The organism is Streptacidiphilus sp. MAP12-16 (genome assembly GCF_041262165.1).
In the GTDB taxonomy this organism is placed as follows: Bacteria; Actinomycetota; Actinomycetes; order Streptomycetales; family Streptomycetaceae; genus Streptacidiphilus.
The window spans coordinates 76,099-95,343 of record NZ_JBGCBY010000030.1 but is presented as its reverse complement, the minus strand read 5'-3'; the positions used below and the strand labels follow the sequence as shown (position 1 = coordinate 95,343).

Genomic DNA, 19,245 nt, shown 5'->3' with positions numbered 1-19,245 from the left:
CAGCATCCGGAATGACCTGGGTGCCGCGGCCCTGCTCGATAGACTGGGCCGACCGCATGCCTTCCGGGGGGTGCGGAGCCAGAAGCACTGCAGTACCAGATGATACGAGGAGCGCACGTGGGCCTTGTCGTGCAGAAGTACGGCGGCTCCTCCGTCGCTGATGCCGAGGGCATCAAGCGAGTCGCCAGGCGAATCGTCGACACCAAGAAAGCCGGCCATGAGGTCGTCGTCGTGGTGTCAGCGATGGGCGACACGACGGACGAGCTCATCGACCTCGCGGAGCAGGTGTCGCCTTTCCCTGCCGGACGTGAGCTCGACATGCTGCTGACATCCGGAGAGCGCATCTCCATGGCCCTGCTGGCGATGGCGATCAAATCCCTGGGCCACGAGGCCCAGTCCTTCACCGGGAGCCAGGCCGGCGTCATCACCGACTCGGTCCACAACAAGGCGCGCATCATCGACGTGACGCCTGGCCGCATCCGTACCGCCCTCGACGAGGGCAACATCGCGATCGTGGCCGGCTTCCAGGGTGTGTCCCTGGACAGCAAGGACATCACCACCCTGGGGCGTGGCGGCTCGGACACCACGGCGGTCGCCCTGGCCGCCGCGCTGAGTGCCGAGGTATGCGAGATCTACACCGACGTGGACGGCGTGTTCACCGCCGACCCGCGCGTGGTGAAGAAGGCGCGCAAGATCGACCAGATCGGCTACGAGGACATGCTGGAGCTGGCGTCGTCCGGCTCCAAGGTGCTGCTCGCCCGTTGTGTCGAGTACGCCCGCCGCTACAACATGCCCATCCACGTACGGTCGTCGTTCTCCGGACACGTCGGCACGTGGGTCAGCAGCCAGCCCATAGAAGGGGGCGACAGTAACAATATGGAGCACGCCATCATCTCCGGGGTCGCCCACGACACGTCGGAGGCCAAGGTCACCGTCGTCGGCGTCCCGGACAAGCCGGGCGAGGCCGCGCGGATTTTCCGTGCCATCGCCGACGCCGAGATCAACATCGACATGGTGGTGCAGAACGTCTCCGCCGCCTCCACCGGGCTGACCGACATCTCCTTCACCGCCCCGAAGACGGAGGGCCGCAAGGCCATCGAGGCGCTGGAACGGGCACAGGGCGGCATCGGCTTCGAGTCGCTGCGCTACGACGACCAGATCGGCAAGATCTCCCTGGTCGGCGCCGGCATGCGGTCCAACCCCGGGGTCACCGCGACCTTCTTCGAGGCGCTGTCGGACGCCGGGGTCAACATCGAGCTGATCTCCACCTCGGAGATCCGGATCTCGGTGGTGACCCGCGTCGACGACGTCAACGAGGCGGTACGCGCCGTGCACACCGCCTTCGGTCTGGACACAGAGAGCGACGAAGCCGTCGTCTACGGCGGGACCGGCCGGTGACCCCGGGCGGTGGCGACCAGGACGCTCGGGCTGCCCGCAAGCCCACGCTGGCCGTCGTCGGGGCCACCGGCGCGGTCGGCACGGTCATGCTGGAGCTACTCTCGACCCGTGCTGACGTGTGGGGCGAGATCCGCCTGATCGCCTCCGCCCGCTCCGCCGGACGCAAGCTTCGCGTCCGCGGCCAGGAGGTCGAGGTACTCGCGCTCAGCGAGGAGTGCTTCGAAGGCGTGGACGTCGCCATGTTCGATGTCCCTGACGAGGTGTCCGCAGTCTGGGCGCCGATCGCCGCTGCGAAGGGCGCGATCGCCGTCGACAACTCCGGCGCGTTCCGGATGGACGAGGACGTGCCGCTGGTCGTCCCCGAGGTCAACGCCGCCGCGGTGCGGCTCCGTAGCCGTGGCATCATCGCCAACCCCAACTGCACGACCCTGTCGATGGTCGTGCCGCTGGGCGCCCTGCACGCCGAGTTCGGCCTGAAGGAACTGGTCGTCGCCTCCTACCAGGCGGCTTCGGGCGCGGGACAGCCCGGTATCGACGCCCTGCGCGCGCAGACCGCCGCCGTCGCCGCGGCCGACGCCGCAGGCGACGAGCTGGGTACGCGCACCGGCGACGTGCGCCGGGCAGTCGCCGACACTGGTCCCTTCCCCGCGCCGCTGGCACTGAACGTGGTGCCGTGGGCGGGCTCGGTCAAGGAGGACGGCTGGTCCTCGGAGGAGCTCAAGGTCCGCAACGAGTCCCGCAAGATCTTGGGGTTGCCCGACCTCAAGGTCTCGGCGACCTGCGTCCGGGTTCCGGTGATCACTACCCACTCGCTGGTGGTGCACGCCGTGTTCGATAACGAGGTCAGCGTCGAACGCGCTCAGGAGATCCTCGCCACCACGCCGGGCGTCGTGCTCTACGACGATCCCGCGACCGGTGAGTTCCCCACCCCTGCGGACGTGGTGGGCACCGACCCGACTTGGGTCGGCCGGGTACGGCGGGCACTGGACGACCCCTATGCGTTGGACCTCTTCCTGTGCGGTGACAACCTGCGCAAGGGCGCGGCACTGAACACCGCTCAGATCGCCGAGGTCGTGGCGGCCGAGCTGGTCTGAGTGCGGCGGACGCGCGGCTCGGGGGCGAGCGCCCGCCTCGGGGGCGAGCGCCCGGCTCGGGAGGGGAACCTCGCGGGGTCCTCGTGCGTGTCTGCCTTCGAGGTTGGACATTCGGGTGACGCGCGTAGTACTGCACCGTACCGTTGGAGCCGCAACGGTGGTGCTGAGGAACTGTGGTGCCGTGGGCGGCAGACGTGGGAGGGCGGCGACATGACGGGCACGCACCGCATTCAGGACACCTCTGTCCCGGAGTCTGTCTTCGAGCGTTTCTCCGAGCGCGAGCGTGTCTCCGAGCGTGAGCCGCTTCCCCAGTACAACCATCGAGTGGTGTCACACGTCCAACGGTCGTGGCGGATATGGCGGGAAGTCTTCTGGTGGCCCGGGGCGGCCCCATGACCGCCCCTTTTCCGAACGTGCGGCATGTGGTCGATCACGTTGTCGAGCAGGTCGTCGAGCACAGCGCGGACCGGGCCGAGCTTTCCGTCGTCGCCGAGGGCACCAGCGTCGACCAGCTCACCGAGACCTACCAGGCGCACTACCGTTCCCTGCTGGGCCTGGCCGCCCTGCTCCTCGACGACACCGCCTCCTGTGAGGACGTGGTCCAGGAAGCGTTCATCCGCGTGCACGCGGCCAGGCGCCGGGTCCGCGACCCGGAGAAGACCCTCGCCTACCTCCGGCAGACCGTGGTCAACCTGTCCCGCTCGACGCTGCGCCGTCGGATCATGGGCCTGCGGCTGCTGCCGAAGCCGATGCCGGACATGGCGAGCGCCGAGGAGGGCGCGTACGACGCCCTGGAGCGGGACCAGTTGCGGAAGGCGCTGCGCGGGCTGCAGCGACGCCAGCGGGAGGTGCTGGTGCTGCGCTACCTCTCCGATATGACGGAGGCTCAGGTGGCGGACAGCCTCGGTATCTCGATCGGATCAGTGAAGGCCTACGGCTCACGGGGCCTCGCGGCGCTGCGCGTGGCCATGGAGAGCACGTCATGAGCGGCGACAGCGTCCACCCGGCCGCACCGGGCTCCGCGCCGGACCCGGGCTCCGCGCCGGACCCGGGCTCCGCGCCGGACCCGGCCTCCGGGCCTGCCCGGCCGGACCGGCCGCGCTCCAGCGAGCCGCGCGCCTACGTCCGGGTGGTCCGCCCCGGCGGCAACGCAGCGCGCCCGGGGGGCGTCCCACCGATGCCGGTGGCGCCGCCGAACTCCCTTCCGCCCTGGCTCGTCCCGGTGACCGGCACCGCGGCGGATTCCGGAACGGGCACCGGGGCCGGGACGGGAAGCGGTATCGGGACGGGAAGCGGAGCTGAGGCCCTCCGCGCCGACGTGGACAGCCACCTCGCCCCCGAGGAACGTGAGCTGCGCGAGCTGCTGCACCGGGCCGTCAGCGATCTCCAACCCACCCCCGGCGCCCTGGAGCAGCTGCGCCATGCCGTGCCGCAGCGCCGGCTGCGCCGCAGGCGGACGTTCGGCTCGGTCGCCGCGGCGCTCGCCCTCGGTGTGATCGGCGGTGCCGCGCTGCACTCGGCAACCGGTTCGATCGACACCGCAGGGGGACCGCAGACCACCCAGAGCTACGGTGACGCAGCCACCAGCACGCCTACCAGCGGTGGCCTCCACCCCGGCGCGAGCCCGTGGCAGGACACCGCACAGCCGTACCCTGGCACGTCCAACGGCGCTGGCGCGGCCTCGCTGATGCCGGGCACTCCCGGCTCCGGCGTGCTGCAGTCCTTCCCGGTCACCGGGCGGACCGGTTCCGGCTCGCCCTGGTCGGTGCTGTCCCCCGGCCATCCGCCCGTCGCAGCGCCGAGTTCCACCGCTGGCGAGTGCCAGCGCTCCCAGCTGGGTGCCGGCACGGACGTGGTGCAGAGCGCCGACTCGGCCGGGGTGGTGTACGGCTCGTTCCAGGTCACCAATGTGTCGACGGCCAACTGCCAGGTCTCCTTGGCGGGCACGGTCGCGGTGCTCTCGGTGAGCGGAGCGAACGCGTCCCAGATCAACGTCCTCCAGCACACGGCGGGCGACCCGGCCGGTGGACTGCCCGTACCCGCCGCCTCCGCCGGCCCGGTGCTGCTGACCCCCGGCCAGTCCTATGTCGTCGACTTCGCCTGGGTACCCGCCGGCGGTGCGAGCGCTCCGGCGTGCAGCACGGCGACGCCGACCAGCACTGCGTCACCCGCGGCGGACCCCTCGGCGGCGGCTGCTCCTTCGAACACGGCCTCCAGCGGTACCGGGGGCCAGGGCTCGGGCGGGACCGGGGGCACGCCGAGCGTGACCCTGGGACACACGCCCGGAGTGGGCGGTGCGGTCGCGGCCAGCGCCGTCCTGCCCGGCGCATGCGCGGGCACGGTCTACCGAACGGGGCCGCTCGCAGCGGGCTGATCGCCCACGGCGTGAGCCTCGCCCAGGCATGACGCTCGCCCACGGCGTGAGCCTCGCCCAGGCATGACGCTCGCCCACAGCGTGAGAGGCATGACGCTCGCCCACGGCGTGAGCCTCGCCTGGTGCATGACCCTGCTGCAGCGCACTGAATCGCGCGGCGCGACCCTGCCGCAGAACGCCGAATCGCCCGGGGGTAACCCCTCCGCAGAACGCTGCGTCGCGCGGGACCGGTCGCGCGAGCCGCGTCGCGCCGGACCCCCGTGCGGTCGGCTCCGACGCTCTGGTTACCGTGGTGGTGTGTACCGGTTCCTCCTCACCCCGCGCTGGCTCGGCATCAACCTGTTCGCCGTGCTGGCCGTGCCGGTGTGCGTCTGGCTCGGGGTCTGGCAGCTCGGCCGTTTCGAGCAGCGCACACATGCCGGCGACCACCGGAGTGCCCAGGCGGCGGCGCTGGCCCGCCCCGTCCCGCTGGCCGGCCTGCTCCAGGGCTCCGACGCGCACACGGTCGCCGCCAACGACGTCGGCCGTGAGATCAGCTTCAGCGGACAGTACGACGCCGCCCACCAACTGCTGGTGCCGCAGCGGACCGTGAACGGCCGGAGCGGCTACTACGTCCTCACCCCGCTGCAGCCGACCGGCGGCGGGCTCCGCATCGCGGTGGTCCGGGGGTGGACCGCCAGCGCCACGGACCTGCCCGCTCCGCCCCAGGGCACCGTGCAGTTGCACGGACGCCTGCAGACTCCGGAGGACGCGAGCTCGCCCGAGGTCATCGGCAGCGGCAGCCTGCCCGCCGGGCAGGTCGGCATGATCAGCCCGTCCACTCTGGTGAACCTGCTGCCGTACTCGGTGTACGACGGCTGGGTGGCTCTGGATGGCGGCGACGCGAACCTGGTCGCCGTACCGACGTACCAGCCCTCCGGCGGCAACGGCCTGACCCTGCAGGCGTTCCAGAACCTCGGCTACACCGGCCAGTGGTTCGTCTTCGCCGGCTTTGTGATCTTCATGTGGGCGCGTTTTGTTCGCCGTGAGGTCGAGGTGGCCCGGGACCGGGCGCTCGGACTGGAGATCTGACACCTCTCCGCCGATCTTGGCGAGTGCTCAGCCCAGGTGCCGCGCCGCGAAGTCCAGCTCCAGCCGCAGCTGCTTGATCCGCTCCTCCACGACGAGCGAGCCGTGCCCGGCGTCGTAACGGTAGACCTCGTGCACCTTGCCCAGTTGCTCCAGCCGCGCCACATAGTTCTCGATCTGGACGATCGGGCAGCGCGGGTCGTTCACCCCGGCGCTGATGTAGACGGGGGCCTTGATCTGGTCCACGTACGTCAGCGGGGAGGACGCGGCGTAGCGTTCCGGGACCTCTTCGGGGGTGCCGCCGACGAGGGTGCGGTCCATCGCCTTCAGTGCCTCCATTTCGTCGTGGTACGCCGTGACGTAGTCGGCGACCGGGACGACGGCCAGGCCCAGTGCCCAGTCCTCCGGCTGCGTGCCCAGACCGAGCAGGGTGAGATATCCGCCCCAGGAGCCGCCGGTGAGCACCAGCCGGGCCGGATCGGCGAGCCCGGAGTCGATCGCCCAGGCCCGGACGGCGCCGATGTCCTCCAGCTCGATCAGGCCGACCCGGTTGCGCAGCGCGTCCGTCCAGGCGCGTCCGTAGCCGGTCGAGCCGCGGTAGTTGACCCGGACGACCGCGAAGCCATGGTCGATCCAGGCGGCGGGACCGGCCGCGAAGGCGTCACTGTCGTGCCAAGTCGGGCCGCCGTGGATGTCGAAGACGACCGGGAACGGGCCCTCGCCGTCCGGACGCTGCACCAGGGCGTGCACCGGGCCGCCGGGGCCGTCCACCCACACGTCCTCCACCGGTACCGACGGCGGGGCCTGCGGGCCGGGCGCGGCCAGCACCACCGAGCCGCCCGTGGAGCGGACGACAGGCGGCTCGGCGGCCGAGGACCACAGGAACTCGACGCTGCCGTCGGGCCGCGCGCTCGCGCCGGAGACCGTGCCGGGCGGGGTGTCCAGGCGCTCCAGCGCGGCCGTCGCGAGGTCGTAGCGGTACAGCTCGCTGCGGGCGTGGCGGGTGTGCTCGATCAGCAGGGCGGAGGCGTCCGGATACCACTCCGCGGAGACGTCGCCGGGAAGGTCGAGGGAGATCTCCTGCTCGGTACCGCTGACCGGGTCCCAGATCATCGGCTCCCAGTGGCCCCTGCGCTGGTGGGCGACGAGCATCCTGGTGTCTCCGGGAAGGGGCGCGAAGCCGAGGCAGGACAGTCCGAGGGGCTCGTCGCGCCCGGTCGCGTCGTCGAGTTCGGCGACGGTCGTGACGTCCGAGGTACGGATGACGCGCAGCGCGGAGTGCATCGTGTCGCCGTGCTCGGTGTGGTCGATCGCGAGCAGGGTCCCGTCGTGCGAGAGGTCGGCCACGCCGGCCGACTCGCGGTGGCGGTACACCTCGACAGGATCCGAGCCCGGCCGGACGAGGTGCAGTGTCGAGCCGTCGGCGTCGGTACAGCGGCCGACGACGACCGTGCCGTCACGGCCGAGGGCGAGCCCGGCGGGGTAGGAGGCAGGCAGGCCGGGCACGGCCTCGTCGTCCGCGCTCGCGCCGTCCTTGCCCGTGCCGTCTCTGCCCGTGCCGTCCTTGCCCGGGGCGGCCGCAGGACCGCCGAAGGGCTGCCGCCGCCAGATGCCGAACTCGTCGCCGTCGGTGTCGTCGAACCACCAGATCCACTCCCCGTCCGGGGACAGCGTTGCGTCCGTCGTGCCGTTCGCCCGGTTCGTGGCCCGGCGCTGGACACCGGAGGAGCGGTCCCACGCGTAGACCTCGTACGTGCCGGTGGCGTTGGAGACGAAGAGGGAGCGCTCAGGCGCGTCCTCGGCCCACTCGGGCAGGCCGACCCTGGCCGCCCGGAAGCGCTGCTCCCAGGCCGGAAGGTCGGTGAAGGTCGCTGACGGCTGTGACTCGCTGCTCTGGGGGCTGCTGCTCATGGGTCCATCCAACCCGATGGGCGTCCAAAAGCGGAGGTCCGCCGGTCGAATGACCGGCGGACCTCGTGATGTTGCTGGTGTCGCTCAGCTGGTGTCGCTCAGCTGGTGTCGCTCAGCTTGTGCGGATCGAGCTGGTGGTGCGGGTCGTGCTGACGGTGATCAGTTGAAGTAGCCGAACACGTCCGCGATGACCTGGGTGTTGCTGTTGACGTACAGGTCGACCTTGCCGTCGGCGCCGACGGGGACGATCACCTGGTTGGGGATGGTCTGCCCGGTGACCCAGTTGACGTTGGAGGCGGCAGCGGGTCGGGTGGTGCCGTCGGCCCAGGCCTCCAGGAAGCCTGCGCTGGTGGTACCGGTGACGGTGATGTTCAGCACGACGGACTTGATGCCGCTGGGGATCCCGTTCGCACCGGTGACCTGGAGCGCGAGGGTGTGGCCCCCGGCCAGTGCGCCGGAGCTGCGGGTGTCCAGGATGCGGGCGGGGCCGGCTGCGGTGAACTTCGCGCCGCTGGTGTCGGCGGTGAAGTAGCCGAAGACGTCGCCGACCACGTCGGACTTGCCGTTGACCTTGATGCTGACGTTGCCGTCCGCGCCGACGGGGACGATCGCCAGGCCCGAGAGGAGGGCGCCGGTCGAGGACCAGTTGACGTTGGAGACGGTCGGCGCGGTGGTGCCCTCGGGGTAGGCCTCGAGGTAACCGGCGTTGCTGGCGGTGAAGGCGGCGGTGAGGTTCATGACGACGGCCGTCGCGTTGCTCGGGACGCCGTTCGCGCCGTCGACCTTCAGGCTGATCGTGTTGTAGTTGACCGGGCCCTTGTTCGGCGTACCCAGCGCGGAGCGGGTGTCGAGGATGCGGGTGGGGGCCTGGCTGGTGAAGGTCGCGCCGCTGGTGTCGTTGGTGTAGTAGCCCTGGACGTCGGCGATCACGTGGGTGGCGCTGTTGGTGAAGAAGTCCACCCCTCCGTCACCGGGGACCGGGATGGTCACCAGGTTGGAGATGGTCTGGCCGGCGCGGTCCCAGTTGAGGTTCGACGTGGTCGGGCGCGGGGTCGAGTCGCCCCAGACGGTCAGGTGTCCCCCGCCGGTGGTGCCGGTCACGGTCACGTTCAGGACCACAGCGGTCACCCCGGTCGACGGGATGCCGTTGTTGCCCGTGATCTGGACCCCGGTGATGCCACCGAAGGGCACGGGGGAGCCGTTCTTGGAACGGGTGTCCAGTACGCGGGTCGGGCTGACCGGGTGGAAGGTACCGGCACCCTTCGCGGCAGCAGGAAGTGAGGCGCACAGGCTGTTGCTCAGCGTGGCGGCCTTGGGCTCGCCGAGGCCGGTGGGCAGGTCGTAGCCGGTGCCGGTCTGGTAACCGACGCCTGCCTGGGCGATGTTGGTTCCGCTGGTGATGTCGGTGTAGTCGGCGCTGTAGGTGGTGGGCGACGCCGCCGAGTACAGGGCGAAGTTGATGAAGCCCAGCGGGCCGTTCGCCTTGCATGCGGTCTGGGTGTTGGCGATGGCGATCATCGACGCCCAGGTCGGGGTCGCGCCGCTGGTGCCGCCGACGATCCCCCAGCCGCCGCCGATGGCGAGCGGGTAGCCCGAGTTCGGGTCGGCGTCAGCAGCGACGTCCGGGGTCTGGCGGCAGGTGTAGCCGGTCTGGGCCTGGCACGCAGCGCTGTTGAAGCCCGGGGCGGTGAAGCCGGTCTGGTAGTTGAAGAACGAGTTGTTCAGCGACCAGACGTTGGAGGTACCGCCGCCGGTGCCGCTCCACGCGGAGCGCGACGTGGCGGGGGAGCCGGAGAGGCTGGTGCCACCGACGCCGGTCACGTAGGGCTGGCTCGCGGGGTCGCTGACCGAGGCCGCGAACTGCTGGGTGCCGCCGGCGCGGTAGCACCCGGTCGCGCCGTCGTCACCGGAGGAGGCGAGGATCGTCTGACCCTGTGCCGCAGCCTCCATGGAGTAGTAGTTCTCGGCGTTCAACACCGCGTTGGCGGTGTACAGCTCGCAGCCGCCGTAGCTGATGGACAGCACGCTGGCGCGGTCGTCCAGCACCATCGCCTGGTAGTTGTGCAGCCAGGTGGTGTCGGTGGTCTTGTCCAGGTCGGTGCCCTGGTAGTCGATGATCGTCGCGCCCGGGGCCAGCGACGCGATGTCCTCGATGTCCAGCAGCGACTCGATGCCGTTGTTGGTCGCGGGGTAGACGGGCTCGGTGGGGCCGCCGTCCGTCTTGAAGCGGCTCACCGACACGTGGGTGCCGTAGCAGGACTGGTAGGAGGCGAGGTCCGAGTTGGAGAAGTTCTCCATCTCGAAGACGCCGATAGTCACGCCGGAACCGCTGGTGGCGGTGTGCTCCATGCCGTACGTGTTGGCCAGGTTGCCGGCGCTGTAGTAGCCGCTGCCGTCGCTCGGACTGCCGGTGAGCGTGGAGAGAGCGCTGGTGGCGCCGGCGCAGATCTGCGGGCCGCTGGCGACAGCGGTCCGGCGGGTGGTGGTGGCCGTGCTGCTGCCGCCCGCCTTGGCGCCGGTGGTGCGCAGCCCGGTGTGCATGCTCTGGCGGTGCGTCAGGGACTCCAGGCCGGTGACACCGGACACATAGCCCGCGACGTTCCCGGCGATCTGCGGGGCGGCACTGTTGGCGTAGCCCGTCGTGCCGTCCTTCAGCTTGTAGCTGGAGAAGCTGGTGCCGAAGGCGTGGGCGGCGGCGGCCAGTGTGGTCGTCATCGGGATGGACAGGCCGTCGGCGCTGACCGTGCCCGGGTTCAGGCCTTGGGCCTTGAGCGAGGCGGTGACGGCGGCGATCGTCGCCTGGGTGGGTCCGAAGGTGGCGGCGAACTGCCCCTTGGCCAGGTAGTGGTGGTACTGCGGGTTGCCCTTGGTGGACGTCGCGGCGATGAAGGACTTCAGGGCCTGCGGGTCGCGCGGCTCGAGGCCGACGCTGAGCTGGACCGTCGTGCTTCCGGCGGCGCCGCCGGTCTTGACGGCTCCGGCGGGAATACGAGGGGCGCTGCCGACGCGCTGAGGCGAGGCGCTCGCGCCACCCGACCCGGTTGCGCCGACAGTGGTCGCGCCCGAGGCACTGGTGGCCGCGGCAGTGGCGAACAGGGCTGCGACCGTGGTCGCAGCCACGAGCGCGGCCTTACCGATGCGCCGGGGGCGAGCCGATTCGGGGTCTATTCGACCGATTCGGCCCGTGCTGACCTTTTTGGCCATGCAGATTCTCCTAGAAGCTGACACGACGTCATACATCGATGACGGTGCGGTCGGATGCTGACTCGACTGCCGTCGCCATGCATAGGGAGAAAAGCGGACAGATATCCGTGGATCCCAGCAATGGGCCCGGATGCAGACACGGATAAAAGTGACGAACGGTACCGGTATAGAAGGCGTACCGGAACTAGCCCCCCTTGCAGAACGAACGAGAGTCAATTTCTATCAGGACCGGGCTCTTACTGTCTGCACCAGGAGCACATCCGGTCCCATTGTTATAACAACGTGGCAGCGCAGTTGTGCTGTGGCTGACACTCAGTTCCCGTTGTGGGAGGCTTTCGTCCGTTTCGAGTCCGTCGTCGTCGCCAGCGCGACGAGTGCGAAGGCCAGCAGCACCGCCACGGCCGCACGCGAACCGGCCTCCCCTGGGGCCAGATGCAGGGCGAGGGTGACCGCGGCGACGCCGAGGGCGGTGCCCATGCCCCGCCCCATGTTGACCATGCCGCCGCCCGTCCCTGCCGAGGACTGCGGGATCGCCCCCATCACCAGGGTGTTGTTCGCCGGAGTGAACACCCCGAGTGCGAAGCCCAGCAGACCGAGCGGGAGCGGCAGTACCGCGGCCGTCGAGGGCAGAACGGCCATCAACACCAGGGCCACTACACATCCGACGCTGCCCGAGAGGGCTCGGGTGCGGTCGTCCCAGGTGGTCGGCAGTAGGCGCTCGGCGAGGGTGGCCGCGACCGCGAAGCCGAGCGGAAGGGCGGTCAGCACCAGTCCGGCGAACAGCGGGGACTCGCCCCGCCGTCCGAGCTCGACCGGCACCAGGACCAGCGGGCCGAACAGGACGAGGTAGCCGCAGAGCCCGCTGACCAGTCCGGGGGCTATGCCGCCCGAGCGCAGCAGGCGCAGGTCCACCAGCGGGTGAGTGGAGGCGGACTGGCGGCGGACGAAGGCCCAGCCGGTGCCGAGCGCCAGGGCGACCAGCGCCGCCGCAGTCCAGACGGGCAGGCCGAGCCCGGAGCCGACGGACAGTCCGAGCAGCGCAGCGGTGGTGGCCGTGGCCAGCAGCAGTACGCCGACCACGTCCACCCTCGCTCCCCCGGCGCGCTGGCGGGTCCGCGGCAGCAGGTACTGGCCGGCCAGCAGGGCGAAGATCCCGATCGGGACGTTGACGAGGAAGACCCAGCGCCAGCCGAGTGTGGAGACCAGAGCGCCGCCGACGGTGGGACCGAGCGCGAGGCCGATCGCCTGCCCCGCCGCCTGCATGCCCAGCGCGGTCCGCATCCTGCCGGGCGGGGCGCTGGTGGTGACCAGCGCGACGCTGTTGGCCTGCATCAACGCGGCGCCGAGGGCCTGCACCACCCGGAACGCGACCAGCACACCGAGACTGGGCGCGAGTCCGCAGGCCGCGGAGGCGGCGGTGAACACGGCGAACCCGTACAGATACATCAGCTTGCGGCCGTGCGCGTCGGAGAAGCGGCCGACCGGGACCAGCAGTGCGATCAGGGCGAGCAGATAGGAGAGGGAGACCCACTCGACCGCGGCGGGACCGGCGTGGAACTGGGTGCCGAGTGGCTGGTACGTCAGGGTCACGATGCTGGCGTCGAGTTGGCCCATGAACGCGCCGAAGCAGACGGTGGCCACGGCCAGGCGCCAGGCCCAGGGACGGGTTCGGATCCGGTCCGGCCTGGCCCGCTCCTCGGTCAGCAGGGCCCAGCCGTGCGGACGGCCGCCGGGCAGCGAGGCAAGCGCGGGCGACGGCTGCTGACGGTTCGCGGTCACGGCATCTCTCCTTCCGGGCTGGGTCACACTGCCAGATTATATCGGAGGCAGATATATTCGGAAGGGGAGGTGTCCTGTCCCTGCCGCGTCGCCCAGATGTACGGGTGTCGTCGGGCAGGTGCCGCTGCGTCCATCGGTCGCGCCCGGCTACGCCGAGCAGCAAGAATGAAGCGCTCATGACGAATTGTGTCCGCACGACCACGGCCCCGGATGGCTCCGGGGGCAAAAACACACGACGACTCAGCCGTGACGATCGAAGGAATTGGCCGCTCCAGATCGCGGATGAGGGCGAAATGCTCCCCGCCTTCTTGCGCTGCCGGTGTGCGACGCTCGCGAGGGAGCGCGACGGTCGTCGGCGACGGGGGCTGCGCCGCCGGCCGATGCCGCCCTCGACCGATGCCGCCCTCGACCGATGCCGCCCTCGAACGGTGCCGCCCTCGACGGTGTCGCCGCCGACCGATGCCGCCCTCGACGATGCCGCCCTCGACGGTGTCGCCGCCGACCGATGCCGCCCTCGACGGTGTCGCTTGGCGTCGTCACGCCAGGGGATTGTGGGAGCGCTCCCATTCGTTCATCATCCTATCCATGACCACACGTCCGAGTGTTCGTCCCTATCGGCCCGAGGATCGCGACGCCCTCTACGACATCTGCGTGCGCACCGCCCATGAAGGCGGCGACTCGCGCCACCTCTACCCCGACCCGGAGTTGATGCCCAGCATCTTCGCCGCGCCGTATGCCTGGCTGGAGCCGGATCTCGCCTTCGTCGTGGACGACGGCGAGCGGGCCGTCGGGTACATCCTCGGCACGGCCGACACCCAGACCTTCGTCAAGCGCTACCGAGCCGAGTGGCTACCGACTCTGACAGAGCGCTATCCCGCGCCGGAGGGCCCGCCGTCGACGCCAAGCGACGTGATGATCGACCTGATGTACCGTCCGGAACGGATGCTCGTACCGGAGTTGGCGCCGTATCCGGCTCACCTCCACATCGACCTGCTGCCCAGCCACCAACGCGCAGGGCACGGCCGAGCACTCATGAAGGCATTCCTGGGCGCACTGCACCGCAAAGGCGTTTCGACCGTGCACCTCGGCATGGTGACCGCGAACACCCCGGCGCGAGCCTTCTACGACCGCCTGGGCTTCTTCGAGATTCCGGTGCCCGATCCCGGACCGATCACCTATCTCGGACGAGCCACGGTCTGACCGCGGTCGCGCCGGCAGTCGAGGGAGAACAGCGGTCCGAGCAGGCGTCGAAGGCGCCGTCCCCCCTACCCCCGGCGGCTGCCGGGCGACAACCCACAGACGACCGTTCCGTCCCGAACGTCGCCTCAAGCTCCTCGACGGTTCAAGGTCACTTTCGAGGGTGGGGAGGACTGCGCTCCTCGTACCGATCAGCAGGCAACCGGCCGTTCCGTTGCTCCTGGCTCAGCGGGAAGCGGATCAGCGAGTGCCTCGGCTGCACGTAGCTGCTCCAGGACCGCCTCACGGTCGGCCAGGAGCACGGTGAGGATCCGGCGCGCGGCGCGAAGCAGGTCGGCGACGTCCGTGCCGGCCAGCGCGTAGAGGACGGTGGAGCCCTCGCGGATGGACACTACGATGCCCGAGCGGCGCAGCACCGCGAGTTGTTGGGAGAGGCTGGATGGTTCGGTGCCGATGTCTGCGAGCAGGTCGCGCACCTGCTTGGGCCCGTCCTGGAGGAGTTCCAGGACGCGGATGCGGACCGGGTGGCCCAGCATGCGGAAGAACTCGGCCTTCACCTGGTAGAGCGGGGCCTGCATCAAACGTCCAGGTTGCGCTCGACCTGCTGAAGCTGGCGTCGCGCCATGGCGAGGTTGGCGCGTTTGCGGTCAAGAGCTACGTAGAGGAAGAGACCGCTGCCATTGCGCGAGGTCAGCAGACGGATGAGGTGGTACTGGCCGGTCAGGCTGATCAGGACGTCCTCGATGCTCTCGTTGTGGAGGTTGAGGATCTCCATGGTGCGCATTTTGGCGCGGACCACGTCGGTGTTCCCGGCCGCCGCGGCCGTCAGGTCGAGGTCTTTGCCGCCGCCGAGGACGCCGAGGGCCAGACCGCTGTTGAAGTCCACGAGCGCGACCCCGAGGGCGCCGTCGATCGTCATGACTTCCTTGAGTGCAATGTCGATGTTTCCCATGGGCGGTCACACTAAGCAGCCGCTCAGTGACTTCGCGTTGAAATGCAGAACTCTGCAATCAGGGTGCCGTGAATGGTGTACGTTGCCGCGCCCGAAGGGCCGGAGGCCGGGTCCGGTGCTCCAACTTCTCTTCAGCGAGCGCGAGTTGTACTCACCATGGGCCCGACAGCCGTGGCAGTCCGCACGAGCGGTGACCGGTCACTGGACAGTCCTGCGCGTGAAGGTACACGGGTGCGTCTCGTGCGCGGGAGGCTTTCGGTGTCTTGCAGTGCGGTCACCGGGCGGCTCCCTAGTCTCCACTCCCATGACTAACACCGATGTTGCACTCAAGGACGTCATGGCGATCGACGGTGCGCTGGGGACCGCGCTCGTGGACTTCAACAGCGGCCTGGCGCTGGGCATCCTCGGCGGCGGCAAAGACCTCGATCTGACGGCTGCCGCGGCCGGGAACACCGACGTGGTCCGCGCGAAAATGCGCACCATGGAGCTGCTCAACCTCCACGGTCAGACCATCGAGGACATCCTGATCACCCTGACCGGCCAGTACCACGTGATCCGGCCGCTGACCGCGCGCTCCGGCGCCGGCTTGTTCCTCTACGTCGCCCTGGACCGAAAGCGCGCCAACCTGGCCATGGCCCGGCGCCAGCTGCAGCAGATCGAGCAGACTCTGGACGTCTGACAAGTCATGACGGTGGCAGCGGGATGGCTGTCGTCCCGCGTCGTCCTGCGTCGTCCCGTATCGTCCGGTGTCGGCCTGGCGGAAGGTGATCCGGGTAGCAGGCGATGGCCACCGGCCATGGCGTGGGTCCGCGTATGGAGCCGCTCGACAGGTGCACGTACCCGGCCGGCGTTCCGTCGAGTTGCGTCCAACTGCTGTGCGGGAGTTGGCGTGGGCCGAGTGCCGTCTTTGCCCGGATGCGCCGGACGGCGGCTGCCTGTACGAGCGACAGCCGTAACTGGGTTGTGGAGAAGCTGTTGGATGCTGTGCCGTTCGCCCAGTACCTCAAGGGTCTGCGCGTCCGTGCGGGGAAGCCGAGTTACCGGCAACTGGGGAGGCAGATCGGCTACGGCAGGACGACGGTCTCGGACGCCTTCCAGGGACGACGTCTGCCCTCCTGGGACGTCACCGAGCCCTTGGTCCGGGAGTTGGGGGGAGACGTGGAGGAAGCGCGTCGGCGATGGGCCGTGGCAGGTGGCGGCCTGACCACGTCGACGGTGTCGGCGTGGCTGGTCGAACCGGTCGCGGCCGTCCCTGCCCTGCCATCCGGCGTGGGTCTGGCGAAGGCGGCAGCGCTGGCAGCGACGCGCCCGAACGCCGCGATCGAGGACGGGTGGGAGGTGGTCCGCATGTCCGCGGTGCATCTCTCCCGCGCCCTGTACAACGACCTGCCTGGCAATTGGCCGGGACAGATCGTGGAGGCGTTCCGCCGGGCCGAGACCGAAGGGAAGCTCCTGGGAGGGGCCAGCGTGATCGCCCAGCAGCTGGAGCAGATCCGCGACCACTGCCATCTCGCCGTTCCCTCGACCGAACTCGCCCTGCAGTACGTCGTGTCTGCCTACCGCCTCGCCTATCTCGCGAGCTCCGCACTGCACGGTGACGCCCCGGCTCATCCCGCGACGGGTGCTCCGCTGGCGGGTGCCACCTCTGCGGCTGCTTCGGGTATCGCGGATGAGCACGAGCCGACCGAGGGCACGCTGACGCTCAAGCTCCTTGCCGAGGACTTCAGTTGGGATGCCTGCCCCGACGGGGAACAGCTCGCGGACTTCCGTGGGTTCCTGGAACCCCTCATCGCGGCGCTGCGCGATGTGCCGCCCCCGGACCGCGCGCTCCTGGGCATCCTCCTTCGCCACGGCAACGCCCTGCGGATTGGAGCGAGCCTGCCCACCTACGGAATGCCCGCCGATGAGCTCCATCGGGCGGCCGGACTCGCCGGCGAGGACATGCTCGGGCACCTCGCCACCCTTGAGCGCCACGGCCTGGTCCATTGGCCTCAGGAGGAGAGGCACACGGCAGTGGACTGGGTCTGGACTGCGAAGAGGGACGCCCACGCCCTGGACTGCCTCAGGAGCTTCTGCCTGGGCCGGGAACTCGACATCCACATCATGATCCGCGATCTGCGATTCGACTGGCTCGGCTAGCCGATTGATGCCCTCGCGCCAGCTCGACGGGTGGGGTGGGGGGTGACGGTCCCCTCAGCAGCGGTGCGGGCACCGCTCCGGGGTCCAGGTCGCACAGCGGCTCGCGTCCCCGGTCCATCCCCGGCGCTCGTCGTCGGCGTCGTTGTCACTACAACCGCCGCAGTCCCGCCACCAGGCGGTGCAGCAGTGCATCGTCGTCCGTTGACCTCATCGGTGGCTGCGCGGTCGTCCGCTTCCGAGTCGGTTCGCGCCGCGGCAGGTCCCGACCCGGAATCTGCGGAGGCTGTGCGCCTTGCGGCGACAGTGGCGACGGGTTGGCCGACGCTTCGAGGCAGTACGTCTCGACGACAAGCGGTATGCGCTCCCCGAGTGTCTTGATGTCGATCCGTGCCAGTGCGAGGTTCGTCTGAGATCGGTCGAGCGCGATGTGCAGGAAGGCGTGCCCGGCACCCGAACTCAGCGGCACCACCCGCAGCACGAAGTACGTCTGCGTGCCGGTGAGGACGAATTCCTCGAGATCCTGGCCCGGACCGCAGAAGGCTCCGTATCCCGCGCACATGTCGATCGCCGCGCCGCTGTACGCCGGTGGCACGACGTCGGCCTGGTCGGCCTCGTCGGTGCGTCGGACCGCGCTGAGGGTCGCCCCACTGCGGATCTCGCCGATGGAGACGGCAAGTGCGCCGGGGATGCGCATGGCGCAGTCGAGTGCCCCTGCTGCTGACAGCAAGGCGTCTCCCATCAGGCGACCGCAGCGGCCACAGATGGACACGTCGGCGCCGCGTCCATCGCGTGCCCGCCGCGCCTGTTGGTGGATGCCGCGCCATCGCCGGTGCTGCCAACGGAGTTGGAGCATCGGGCGAGGGTGAACAGCGCGACCGCTGTGGCGAGGGTGAGAGTGCGGTTCACGTGGTGCAGCCTGCCACCGACGTGCGCCCCGGTGCCGCAAAGTTGCCGACCCGTTACGGAGAGTCGGCAGAGATCGAGGACTGCCCCAGTCGTGGACCAGCGGCTGGGGGTTCGAGATGCGCCACGTCCTACGCTGTCCGGCCGTGAACGTGAGTGAGCAGCGGTCCAAGCAGCGAGGAAGGGTCGGCGCTGCTGGGGAGGTCGCTGACCTGTCCGTCGCCGACCTCGATGACGCGCCAGATGCCGTCGGCGCGCTGCGCGAGGTCGGTGGTGATGAACCGGCAGTCCAGCTCTCGGACCAGCGGCCGGATGTGAGCGAGGGCGGGTGCGGGCTGCAGGTCGGGGGTGTCCGGGTGGGCGGTCGTCAGAACCGGTTCGCCGTCGAGCCACCAGACCCGGGCTTCGCCCGCTCTGCTCTGGAGGTCTTCGAAGGCACGGAGCACGATGCCGCCAGCCAGGGAGTCGTCCTGGAGTTCGACGAAGCGGGACACCACGGTGTGGACGGCCGGGATATCGGCGAGGTCGGGCAGGTAGCAGGCCTGGTCCCATTCGTGCTTGCGGGATTTCACGAAGTCCTTGACGATCCCCGCGCCGGCCGGGAGCTCGGAGGCGGCTCGCGCGAGCGCGTCAGGTTCAGGCGCTTGGTGCGGGGTGCACGCGATCCAGGTGCTCGCAGGTGTGGCCTCGGCGAAGTCGGCGTACCAGCCGGGGAGTTCATGTGCCGAGCGGTACTGCGCCGGAGCGGTGAGCAGGGGGACGCCGCGTGCGGCCAGGGCGGCGTCGAGGTCAGCGTAGGCGGCCGTGGGGATCATCCAGCCCCGGTACCACAACGGTTCCAGGTCGCGCGGAACCCGGCGCACGGCTTCGTCCGTACGTCCCGCGAGCAGCGCGTCGTGGTCCAGCAGCGCCACCGCCGCCCCGGCCTGCCGGGCCACGACGGCCTGCGCGGCGAAGTAAGGGTCGCAGCGGGCGGGTCGCAGCGGGTCGTTGCACAGCAGCAGCGAGGCGGTCACCACCCAACCGTAGGGGCACGGCGGGTGGTGCGGCTGAGAATATCTGCGCCGCGTGGGGGCGGTCTCAGCGCCCGAATGAGCCGGCCCTCTTCGACAAGCCGTGCCTGATCAGGCACGGAGTAATGGACGAGCCCGGCCAACCTCTGTGGTGCTGCACGAAGCGGGTATCGATCTTGTGGAGTCGGTGAGTACGCAGCCAGTCGATCTCCT

Annotated in this window: 16 protein-coding genes; 8 read left to right on the top strand and 8 right to left on the bottom strand. The window is 70.0% G+C overall.

Features of this window, described 5'->3' with window-relative positions:
* Window positions 1-117: 117 nt before the first annotated feature.
* From ABIA33_RS31030 to ABIA33_RS31010, 5 genes are all read left to right on the top strand, one after another.
* Window positions 118-1,398, top strand: a complete 1,281-nt coding sequence (locus tag ABIA33_RS31030; RefSeq protein WP_370086007.1) for an aspartate kinase — start codon at window positions 118-120, stop codon at window positions 1,396-1,398.
* Window positions 1,395-2,492, top strand: a complete 1,098-nt coding sequence (locus ABIA33_RS31025) for an aspartate-semialdehyde dehydrogenase (RefSeq protein ID WP_370086006.1) — start codon at window positions 1,395-1,397, stop codon at window positions 2,490-2,492. The genes ABIA33_RS31030 and ABIA33_RS31025 overlap by 4 nt, the downstream gene beginning before the upstream one ends.
* Window positions 2,493-2,848: 356 nt before the next feature.
* Window positions 2,849-3,478: a SigE family RNA polymerase sigma factor gene (locus ABIA33_RS31020; RefSeq protein WP_370086005.1), complete on the top strand. Its 630-nt coding sequence runs from the start codon at window positions 2,849-2,851 to the stop codon at window positions 3,476-3,478.
* A complete protein-coding gene (locus ABIA33_RS31015; protein ID WP_370086004.1) occupies window positions 3,475-4,866 on the top strand; it encodes a DUF4232 domain-containing protein in 1,392 nt (463 codons plus the stop codon). The genes ABIA33_RS31020 and ABIA33_RS31015 overlap by 4 nt, the downstream gene beginning before the upstream one ends.
* A 297-nt stretch (window positions 4,867-5,163) precedes the next feature.
* Window positions 5,164-5,937 (top strand): SURF1 family protein, encoded by a 774-nt coding sequence (locus tag ABIA33_RS31010; protein ID WP_370086003.1) that lies wholly within the window; start codon window positions 5,164-5,166, stop codon window positions 5,935-5,937.
* A gap of 27 nt (window positions 5,938-5,964) precedes the next feature.
* On the opposite strand, the gene ABIA33_RS31005 is transcribed toward ABIA33_RS31010, so the two are convergent.
* The 3 genes from ABIA33_RS31005 to ABIA33_RS30995 form a co-directional block, all read right to left on the bottom strand.
* On the bottom strand, window positions 5,965-7,845 hold the full coding sequence (locus tag ABIA33_RS31005) for a prolyl oligopeptidase family serine peptidase (RefSeq protein WP_370086002.1): 1,881 nt from the start codon (window positions 7,843-7,845) through the stop codon (window positions 5,965-5,967).
* A 159-nt stretch (window positions 7,846-8,004) separates the two neighbouring features.
* Window positions 8,005-10,965 carry a protease pro-enzyme activation domain-containing protein gene (locus ABIA33_RS31000; RefSeq protein WP_370086001.1) on the bottom strand — a complete coding sequence of 987 codons (2,961 nt, stop codon included), beginning with the start codon at window positions 10,963-10,965 and terminating at the stop codon, window positions 8,005-8,007.
* A gap of 396 nt (window positions 10,966-11,361) precedes the next feature.
* The gene (locus ABIA33_RS30995) at window positions 11,362-12,756 is read right to left on the bottom strand and encodes an MFS transporter (protein WP_370086017.1); all 1,395 of its coding nucleotides are present in this window, start codon (window positions 12,754-12,756) and stop codon (window positions 11,362-11,364) included.
* Between the two features lie 657 nt (window positions 12,757-13,413).
* Between ABIA33_RS30995 and ABIA33_RS30990 the strand changes: the two genes are divergently transcribed.
* Window positions 13,414-14,028, top strand: coding sequence for a GNAT family N-acetyltransferase (locus ABIA33_RS30990; protein ID WP_370086000.1), 615 nt, complete (start codon window positions 13,414-13,416; stop codon window positions 14,026-14,028).
* Window positions 14,029-14,216: 188 nt separating this feature from the next.
* Here the strand turns inward: ABIA33_RS30990 and ABIA33_RS30985 are convergent, their stop codons facing one another.
* Together ABIA33_RS30985 and ABIA33_RS30980 are read right to left on the bottom strand one after the other, a co-directional pair.
* Entirely contained in the window at window positions 14,217-14,603 is a 387-nt protein-coding gene (locus ABIA33_RS30985) for an ArsR/SmtB family transcription factor (RefSeq protein ID WP_370086016.1), read from the bottom strand.
* Window positions 14,603-14,977, bottom strand: a complete 375-nt coding sequence (locus ABIA33_RS30980; RefSeq protein ID WP_370085999.1) for a hypothetical protein — start codon at window positions 14,975-14,977, stop codon at window positions 14,603-14,605. The genes ABIA33_RS30985 and ABIA33_RS30980 overlap by 1 nt, the downstream gene beginning before the upstream one ends.
* Before the next feature lie 304 nt (window positions 14,978-15,281).
* Here ABIA33_RS30980 and ABIA33_RS30975 point away from each other — a divergent pair, with 304 nt between their 5' ends.
* Together ABIA33_RS30975 and ABIA33_RS30970 are read left to right on the top strand one after the other, a co-directional pair.
* On the top strand, window positions 15,282-15,656 hold the full coding sequence (locus tag ABIA33_RS30975) for a hypothetical protein (RefSeq protein ID WP_370085998.1): 375 nt from the start codon (window positions 15,282-15,284) through the stop codon (window positions 15,654-15,656).
* A 305-nt stretch (window positions 15,657-15,961) separates the two neighbouring features.
* Window positions 15,962-17,116 carry a helix-turn-helix domain-containing protein gene (locus tag ABIA33_RS30970; RefSeq protein ID WP_370086015.1) on the top strand — a complete coding sequence of 385 codons (1,155 nt, stop codon included), beginning with the start codon at window positions 15,962-15,964 and terminating at the stop codon, window positions 17,114-17,116.
* Window positions 17,117-17,264: 148 nt separating this feature from the next.
* Here ABIA33_RS30970 and ABIA33_RS30965 read toward each other — a convergent pair whose 3' ends face one another.
* The 3 genes from ABIA33_RS30965 to ABIA33_RS30955 all read right to left on the bottom strand — a co-directional run bounded on the left by ABIA33_RS30965 (window position 17,265) and on the right by ABIA33_RS30955 (window position 19,038).
* A complete protein-coding gene (locus ABIA33_RS30965) occupies window positions 17,265-17,843 on the bottom strand; it encodes a hypothetical protein (protein WP_370085997.1) in 579 nt (192 codons plus the stop codon).
* Window positions 17,844-17,854: 11 nt separating this feature from the next.
* Window positions 17,855-18,022 carry a hypothetical protein gene (locus ABIA33_RS30960; RefSeq protein ID WP_370085996.1) on the bottom strand — a complete coding sequence of 56 codons (168 nt, stop codon included), beginning with the start codon at window positions 18,020-18,022 and terminating at the stop codon, window positions 17,855-17,857.
* A gap of 128 nt (window positions 18,023-18,150) precedes the next feature.
* The gene (locus ABIA33_RS30955) at window positions 18,151-19,038 is read right to left on the bottom strand and encodes an ATP-grasp domain-containing protein (protein WP_370085995.1); all 888 of its coding nucleotides are present in this window, start codon (window positions 19,036-19,038) and stop codon (window positions 18,151-18,153) included.
* Window positions 19,039-19,245: the final 207 nt, after the last annotated feature.